6 protein-coding genes are annotated in these 7,042 nt (G+C 75.0%); 2 read left to right on the top strand and 4 right to left on the bottom strand.

Going from position 1 to position 7,042, the window contains the following annotated elements:
• Window positions 1–124 precede the first annotated feature (124 nt).
• Genes ACIRBX_RS15480 through ACIRBX_RS15470 form a run of 3 tightly spaced genes read right to left on the bottom strand, consistent with a single transcriptional unit; the run spans window position 125 to window position 3,476 of the window.
• Entirely contained in the window at window positions 125–1,006 is an 882-nt protein-coding gene (locus ACIRBX_RS15480; RefSeq protein ID WP_402296902.1) for an SDR family oxidoreductase, read from the bottom strand.
• On the bottom strand, window positions 1,003–1,938 hold the full coding sequence (locus tag ACIRBX_RS15475) for an alpha/beta fold hydrolase (protein WP_402296900.1): 936 nt from the start codon (window positions 1,936–1,938) through the stop codon (window positions 1,003–1,005). The genes ACIRBX_RS15480 and ACIRBX_RS15475 overlap by 4 nt, the downstream gene beginning before the upstream one ends.
• A complete protein-coding gene (locus ACIRBX_RS15470; protein ID WP_402296898.1) occupies window positions 1,935–3,476 on the bottom strand; it encodes a flavin-containing monooxygenase in 1,542 nt (513 codons plus the stop codon). The genes ACIRBX_RS15475 and ACIRBX_RS15470 overlap by 4 nt, the downstream gene beginning before the upstream one ends.
• 182 nt (window positions 3,477–3,658) lie before the next feature.
• Between ACIRBX_RS15470 and ACIRBX_RS15465 the strand changes: the two genes are divergently transcribed.
• Window positions 3,659–4,402: a MerR family transcriptional regulator gene (locus ACIRBX_RS15465; RefSeq protein WP_402296897.1), complete on the top strand. Its 744-nt coding sequence runs from the start codon at window positions 3,659–3,661 to the stop codon at window positions 4,400–4,402.
• A gap of 283 nt (window positions 4,403–4,685) precedes the next feature.
• Window positions 4,686–5,906, top strand: coding sequence for an MFS transporter (locus ACIRBX_RS15460; protein WP_402296895.1), 1,221 nt, complete (start codon window positions 4,686–4,688; stop codon window positions 5,904–5,906).
• A 225-nt stretch (window positions 5,907–6,131) separates the two neighbouring features.
• Here ACIRBX_RS15460 and ACIRBX_RS15455 read toward each other — a convergent pair whose 3' ends face one another.
• Window positions 6,132–6,878, bottom strand: a complete 747-nt coding sequence (locus ACIRBX_RS15455; RefSeq protein WP_402296894.1) for an iron-sulfur protein — start codon at window positions 6,876–6,878, stop codon at window positions 6,132–6,134.
• Between the last annotated feature and the right edge of the window lie 164 nt (window positions 6,879–7,042).

Raw genomic sequence — 7,042 nt, 5'->3', positions numbered from 1 at the left:
CCCCGTAGCGAGGCCGTGGCCGCCCCCGCCGAGGCTACCCCCTCCGCCACCCAACCTCCCTCCTCGGCCCCCCCCCCCCCCCACGCCCCCCCCCCCCCCCCCCCCGGCGGCGGGGGACGGTCGGTCAGAGCACCTTGCGGGTGGAGTCCGCCTCGCCCCCGGCGCCGACCGGCCGCAGGCGGGTGGCGGCGGTGGCCTTGAGCTGGGGGGCGAGCTTGGCGACGTCGCGGGAGCCGACGGCGGCGATCAGGGTGGGAAGGGTCCAGCGCAGCGGCTGCATGGCGCGCAGCCAGGGCTGGGCGTAGACGTGGGCGGAGCGGCGGGCGATGCCGTCGACGATGCGGTCCACCGCGGGCGGCAGGGGGTAGGTCTTGTTGGCGGGCCAGGGCAGGCGGGCCCGCATCTGGCGCAGCACGTCGTCCTGGTCGGCGCCGCGCACCATGTCGGTGTCGGTCCAACTCAGGTACCCCACACCGACCTTGACGCCCTGGTGGGCGACCTCGGCGCGGAGCGAGTGGGCGAAGGCCTCGACGCCGGCCTTGGAGGCGCAGTAGGCGGCCATCAGCGGGGCGGGGGTCATCGCGGCCAGCGAGGCGATCTGGAGCAGGTAGCCCCGGCTCTCGGTGAGGGCCGGCAGGAAGGCCCGGGCGGTGGCCACGCTGCCCAGCAGGTTGACCTCGATGACCCGGTCGAAGGTGCGCGGGTCGGAGTCGACCAGCGGGCCGCCGATGGCGATGCCGGCGTTGGCCATCACGGCGTCGATCCGGCCGTGGTGGGCCTGGATCTCGGCGGCCACCGCCTCCAGCGCCGCGAGGTCGGTGACGTCGGCCTCGTGCCAGGTCGCGGAGGGGCCGCACAGGGCGGCGGCGGCCTTGAGCTCGGCGGGCTCCAGGCCGACCAGGGCGGGGCGGGCGCCGCGCTCGGCGAGCTTACGGGCCGTCAGGGCGCCGACGCCCCGGGCGGCTCCGGTGACCACGACGACCTGACCGTTCAGCTGGGGGCTCATGAGGCGGCCTTCCGGAGGGGGGCGGGAGTGGCGGGCAGGTGGGCGGCGGCCAGCCGGCGGATCTCGCCGGCCACCTCGGCGGGGCGCTCGACCGGGGCCATGTGGCCGATCCGGGGGAGCTCGACCAGCCCGGCCGGCGCGGGGAGCGCGGAGAGCAGCCGCCGCGAGTGGACCGGCGGGGTGAGCCGGTCGTGGGTGCCGACCAGGACGGCGGTGGGGGCGGCCAGCTTGGCGACCTGCGCGTACAGGTCGAGCGTACCGAGCACCCGGGACCAGCGGTACCGGACGCCGGTCGGGCAGGCGTGCACCACCTCGGCGTTGGCCGCGACCCGGTCGGCGGGGGTGTCGGGGCCCATGGTGGCGTACTTGAGGGCGGCCCGGCTGACCGGGTTGGCACGGCCGAGCGGCATCCGGGACTGGAGCAGCTGCTTGCCGAGGAAGCGCCGCAGCGGGCGCGGGAGGCGGGCCGGCAGCACGTTCAGCTCGGCCAGCAGGTCGCCGGGGCCGGTGGAGACCAGCAGGTTGGCGGCCGTCCGGGCGGCCACCTCGCCGCGCTCGGCGGCGGCCATCACGGTCATGCCGCCCATGCTGTGCCCGGCCACCACGGCCTGCCGCCCCTCGGGGATGACCCGCAGCAGCACCGCCTCCAGGTCGTCGGCGAGCTTGGTGGTGGAGTACCCGGCGGGTGTGGCCGGGACGTCGCTGCGGCCGTGGCCGCGCTGGTCGTAGGCCACCACCCGGTGGTCGGCGGCGAGCCGGTGGACGACGGGGGCCCAGAACAGGGTGGAGCAGGTCCAGCCGTGGGCCAGCACCACCAGCGGGGCGTCCTCGGGGCCGAAGGCGGCGGCGTGGATCCAGTGGCCGTCGGCCGAGCGGATCCGGTACTCCTCGTCCGGGGCGGGCAGCGCGCAGTCGGGCGGAAGGGCGGTCATGCGAGGGCCTCCTGAGCGGTCGTCACGGCGGCGGGGCTGCGCCGGATCACCTCGTACTCGGCCAGGTCGATCCGGCGGGTGGCGCGGCGGAAGGAGCTGGTGGAGCCGGGCCAGAGCACGGTGTTCTTGCCGTTGCCGTCCAGGTACCAGCTGGTGCAGCCGCCGGTGGACCAGACGGTGCGGTCCATCTTGTGCTGGAGTTCGAGGTTCCACTGCCGCTGGGCCCGGGCGGTGGGCTGCAGGGCGCCGCCGCCGATCGCGTCCAGGGTGGTCAACGCATCGATCAGGTAGTTCAGTTGGGACTCGATCATGAGGATCATCGAGCTGTTGCCCAGGCCGGTGTTGGGCCCGACGACGAAGAACAGGTTCGGGAAGCCGCGCACCGTGGAGCCGCGCAGCGCCTCCATGCCGTCCTTCCACTCCTCGGCCAGGCTGACCCCGTCCACGCCGAACACCCGCTGGGCGATGGGCATGTCGGTGACGTGGAAGCCGGTGCCGAAGACCACCGCATCCACCTCGTGCTCGCTGCCGTCGGAGGCCACCAGGGTGGAGCCGCGCAGCTCGCGCAGGCCGGCGGCGACCACCTCGGTGTTGGGCGCGGCGAGCGCCGGGTAGTAGGTGTTGCTGAGCAGGATGCGCTTGCAGCCGATCCGGTAGTCCGGGGTCAGCCTGGCCCGGAGTGCCGGGTCCTGGACGCCCTTGTGGATGTTGTGCACGGCCAGCTGCTGGACCAGCTTGAGCGCGCCGGGGCGGCGGACGAAGGCGTCCACCTGGAGCTCGCGCAGCGCGAACAGCACGCCCCGGCGGAGCTTGCCGGTGGGCGGCAGGGCCGCGTGCAGCCACTTCTCGGCGCCGGAGATCTCCCGGTCGTTGCGCGGCAGTACCCAGGCGGGGGTGCGCTGGAAGACCGTCAGCTTGCCGACCTGCGGCTGGATGGCCGGGATGATCTGGGCGGCCGAGGCACCGGTGCCGACCACCGCGACCCGCTTGCCGGTCAGGTCGAAGTCGTGGTCCCAGCGGGAGGAGTGGAAGACCTTGCCGGTGAAGTCCTTGAGGCCCGGCAGGTCGGGGATCTGCGGGTCGGCCAGCGGGCCGGCCGCCGAGACCACGGCGTCGGCGGTCCAGCTGCCGGCCGTGGTGGTGACCCGCCAGCGGTTCTGCTCCTGCTCCCAGCGCAGCTCGGTGACCTCGGCGTTGAAGCGCAGGTGCGGGCGGAGGCCGAAGGTGTCGGTGACCTTCTCCAGGTAGGCCCGGATGTCGGGCTGGAAGGAGAAGCTGCGCGGCCACTCGGGGTTGGGCGCGAAGGAGAAGGAGTAGAGGTGCGAGGGCACGTCGCAGGCGCAGCCGGGGTAGCTGTTGTCCCGCCAGGTGCCGCCGACCGAGGCGGCCCGCTCCAGGATCACGAAGTCGGTGATCCCGGCCCGGCGCAGCCGGACGCCGGCGCCGAGACCGCCGAAGCCGGAGCCGACCACGGCGACCCGCACGTGCGGGGTCGCCGGAGCGGGGTCCTTCTGGGTGCGCTTGGGGCTGGCTGCCATGCGTCGGCCTCCTGAGGGGGTGGGAGCGCGGTGTGGGGCGGGCTCGTCCGGTCCATTAGAACCGCGCCAGTGATTGCTGGCACGATTGGCAGGGTAGCCCTTGCTGACACTCAGTGGAAGAAGGCGGACAGCACGGGTTTTCCCTGGCTCCGGCGACCCCGGAGGCGCCTATGCTGGGCGCCGTGGAGATCGAGCAGCGGCGCGAACAGCGCGAGTACCGGGTCGAGGAGCTGGCCGAGGCGGCCGGGATCACCACCCGCACGCTGCGCTTCTACCGGGAGCGCAAGCTGCTCCAGCCGCCCCGCCGGGAGGGCCGGATCGCCTGGTACGGGCAGCGGCACGTGGAGCGGCTGCGGGTGATCGGCGAACTGCTGGAGCGCGGCCACACCCTGGGCGGGATCGCCGAGTTGATCGGGGCCGGGGAGAGCGGCCAGGACGTGGCCGATCTGATCGGGCTGCGCGACGCGATCACCGCGCCCTGGTCGGACGAGACCCCGGTGCACCTGAGCTGGGCCGAGCTGGAGCAGTCCTTCGGCACCCAGCTGACCGAGGACACCACCGCCGAGTCGATCGCCCAGGGCTACGTCACGGTCGAGGAGGACGGCATCACCCACGTCAGCCGCCGGCTGATGGACGCCACCCGGGAGCTGGTCGCCGAGGGCGTGCCGCTGGCCGCGGTGCTGGCCGCCAGTCGGAAGGCGCAGGAGTACGCGGACGCGATGGCGGAGGCGTTCACCACCCTGATCCGCGATCAGCTGCTGGGCGCGCTGGAGCGCGCGGAGGAGCTGACGCCGGGTGAGGCGGCCCGGCTGGCCGAGCAGGTGCGGCGACTGCGACCGCTGGCCCGCTCGGTGGCGGACGCGCAGTTCGGTCTGGCGATGGACCGGCGGGTGGCGGCGGAGTACCGCGCACTGCTCGAATCCTGAGACCTCGGCGAGGTGGCTTGCGCCGCCCGCCCACCCCAACTTAGGCTTACCTAAGTTCGCCGCCACGCCGGGCGGATCGTGAGGGGTCGCGACCCCGCCCGGTTCGTAGGACGCCCCCTGACACGGTCCGTCAGGGGGCGTCCTGCTTGGGTGATCCCACTGTTCCTCCGCACCACCCGGCCGCCCTAGGGTCGGGTCACGCACCCGCAGGACGTCCACTCCTTGGGGCCGGTGGACGGGAGGCGGGCGCCCCGAGACCGGCCCGGATTCCCGGGGGGCTGGGATGGCCGGTGCCTTCTCCACGTTCGCGACCGCCGCACGACTGACCGGCGGGCGGGTGCTGCTCTGGTCGGCGCTCGGCCGGCTGCCGAACGCCATGTGCCCGATCGGCGCGCTGCTGCTGGTCACCCACGACACCGGCAGCGTCTGGCGCGGCTCGGCCGCGACCGGCGTGCTGGCCCTCGGCCAGGCGGCCGGCGGCCCGCTGACCGGCCGGCTGGCGGACCGTCACGGGCAGCGCCGGATCGGCCTGGTGACCGCCGCCGCGAACGCGCTGGCGATCCTGGCCCTGGTGCTCGGCTCCCGGCTGGCCGCCCCGTTCGCCCTCCAGCTCGCCGCCGCCACCCTGATCGGTCTCTCGGTGCCGCTGATCGGCCCGCTCTCCCGCAGCCGCTGGGTCCGACTGGCGGGCGGGGACCGGGAGTTGACCTCGGCCACGCTCTCCCTGGACGGCACCGTGGACGAGATCAGCTTCACCGCCGGCCCGGCCGTGATCGGCCTGCTCGCCACCCTGTCCGACCCGGCCGCCGGGCTGCTGCTGGCCGCCGCCCTGGTCGCGGTCTGCGGCACCCTCTTCGCCCTGCACCCCACCGCCGCCCCCGGCAGCACGGCCGGGCGGCGCTCCCCCGGGCGGCTGCTGAGCACCCCGTACGCGCTGCTGCTGGCCGGCATGGCGCTGCTCGGGGCCTGCTTCGGCTCGGTGCAGGTCGGGGTCACCGCCTCGGCCGAGGCCTTCGGCCACCCCGGCGCGGCCGGGCTGGTCTACGGGCTGATGGGCGGCACCAGCGCGGTGGCCGGAGTGGTCACGGCCGCGCTGCCCACCCGCTGGGACCTGCCGCTGCGGCTGCGGGTCTCGGCCGCGCTGCTGCTGGCGGCGGCCCTGCCGCTGCTGCTGGTCTCCACCGTGACCGGCCTGGCGCTCGCGGTCGGCGGGCTGGGGTTGGCCGTCGCACCGCAGATGATCACGATGTTCGGCCTGGTCGAACGGACCGTGCCGCTCCCCCGCCTGGGCGAGGCGATGGCCGCCCTGGTCAGCTCCATCACGCTGGCCCAGGCGGCCGGCACCCTGGCCGCCGGACGGCTGGCCGACCTCCACGGGCCCACCGCCCCGTTCGCCCTGACGGTCTCCTTCGCGCTGGCCACCCTGCTGCTCACCGCGCTGACCGCCACCGCCGCGCGCTACCGCCCGGCCGTGGCGGGGACGGGAGCCGAGGTGACGGTCTGAGCGGGGCCGCAACGGGGTGACGACTGGCAGGCTGAGGCTGGATCCTGATCGACCGTCAGGCGCGCCCGCACCGGTGCGGTGGCCCACCGGCGGTGCCGGCTCCCGCCGCCCTCAGGAAGTGGCGGGAGCCGGAGCCGGTGGGCTTCGTGCGCCGCTCCTCCACGGTACGGAGACCGGAGGCGGACCGGACAGCGGGCCGTCGGCTCTCTGTCAGCTGCCGGGGCGTCAGACCTCGAGTCGGGCGACGCGTTCGGCGTCGGAGGTGCGCGGGCAGGTGAGGCAGGCGGCGGGCGGGTCGACCGCGTAGTAGAGGCAGCAGCCGAGCCGGGTGCGGGTCAGGTGGGTGCGGCCCTCGGTGCCGGGCAGGCGGCGGAAGTCGGCTCCGCCGGGGAAGGGCGCGGTGGCGCCGGGCAGCACGGCCTCGGCGGTGCGGACCGCCTGCTCCTCCTGGCCGAGCTGGCGGCCGAGGTACCAGATGCCGGAGGCCAGGTCGTCCGTCACCATCCCCCAGAGGGCGCGCGGCCCGCGCTTGAGGTGCGGCCCGAAGGCCTCCAGGACCGGGGTGACGTGGCCGGCCACCGCCGCGCGCAGCTCGGCCGGGCCGCCGTCGGCCCAGCCGCCCGGGCGGAAGGCCAGGTCACCGGTGGCGGGGGCGGTCCAGAGCCCGGCGGGGTCGATCTCCGGGATCCGCCCGGCCAGGTACCAGGGGCCGCTGAGCAGCAGGCAGGCCGACCAGAGGTAGTGGTGCAGGAAGCGCGAGGCGGCCACGTGGGAGCGGGGCACCACGCCGAACTGCTCGGCGATCCTGGTCGCCTCACCGGCGATCAGGTCCTCGACCCGGTCGGCGAGTTGGGCGTACGGCACCCATCCGCCGCCCGGGCCCGGCCCGGGGCCGCCGACCGCACCCGGTTCGACCGGGTGCAGCCTGAGCCCGGGGCACAGCCCGGTCAGGGTCCGCAGGGTTCCGGCCAAAGGTTCGGTGGCGGAGGGTACTTGAGGTGCCGCCTGGAGCATCCGCACTCCCTAGATCGACTAAGGTAAGCCTCACCTTACAGACCTGGCAGCGAATTGAAGAATCGTCAGCTCCGACATGACCGACTCCGACCGGCTCCCCCCGGGATACGCTGCGGCCCGCA

It is taken from the genome of Kitasatospora sp. NPDC096147, assembly GCF_044763225.1.
Classification (GTDB): domain Bacteria; phylum Actinomycetota; class Actinomycetes; order Streptomycetales; family Streptomycetaceae; genus Kitasatospora.
This window is presented reverse-complemented; position numbering and strand designations above follow the sequence as displayed.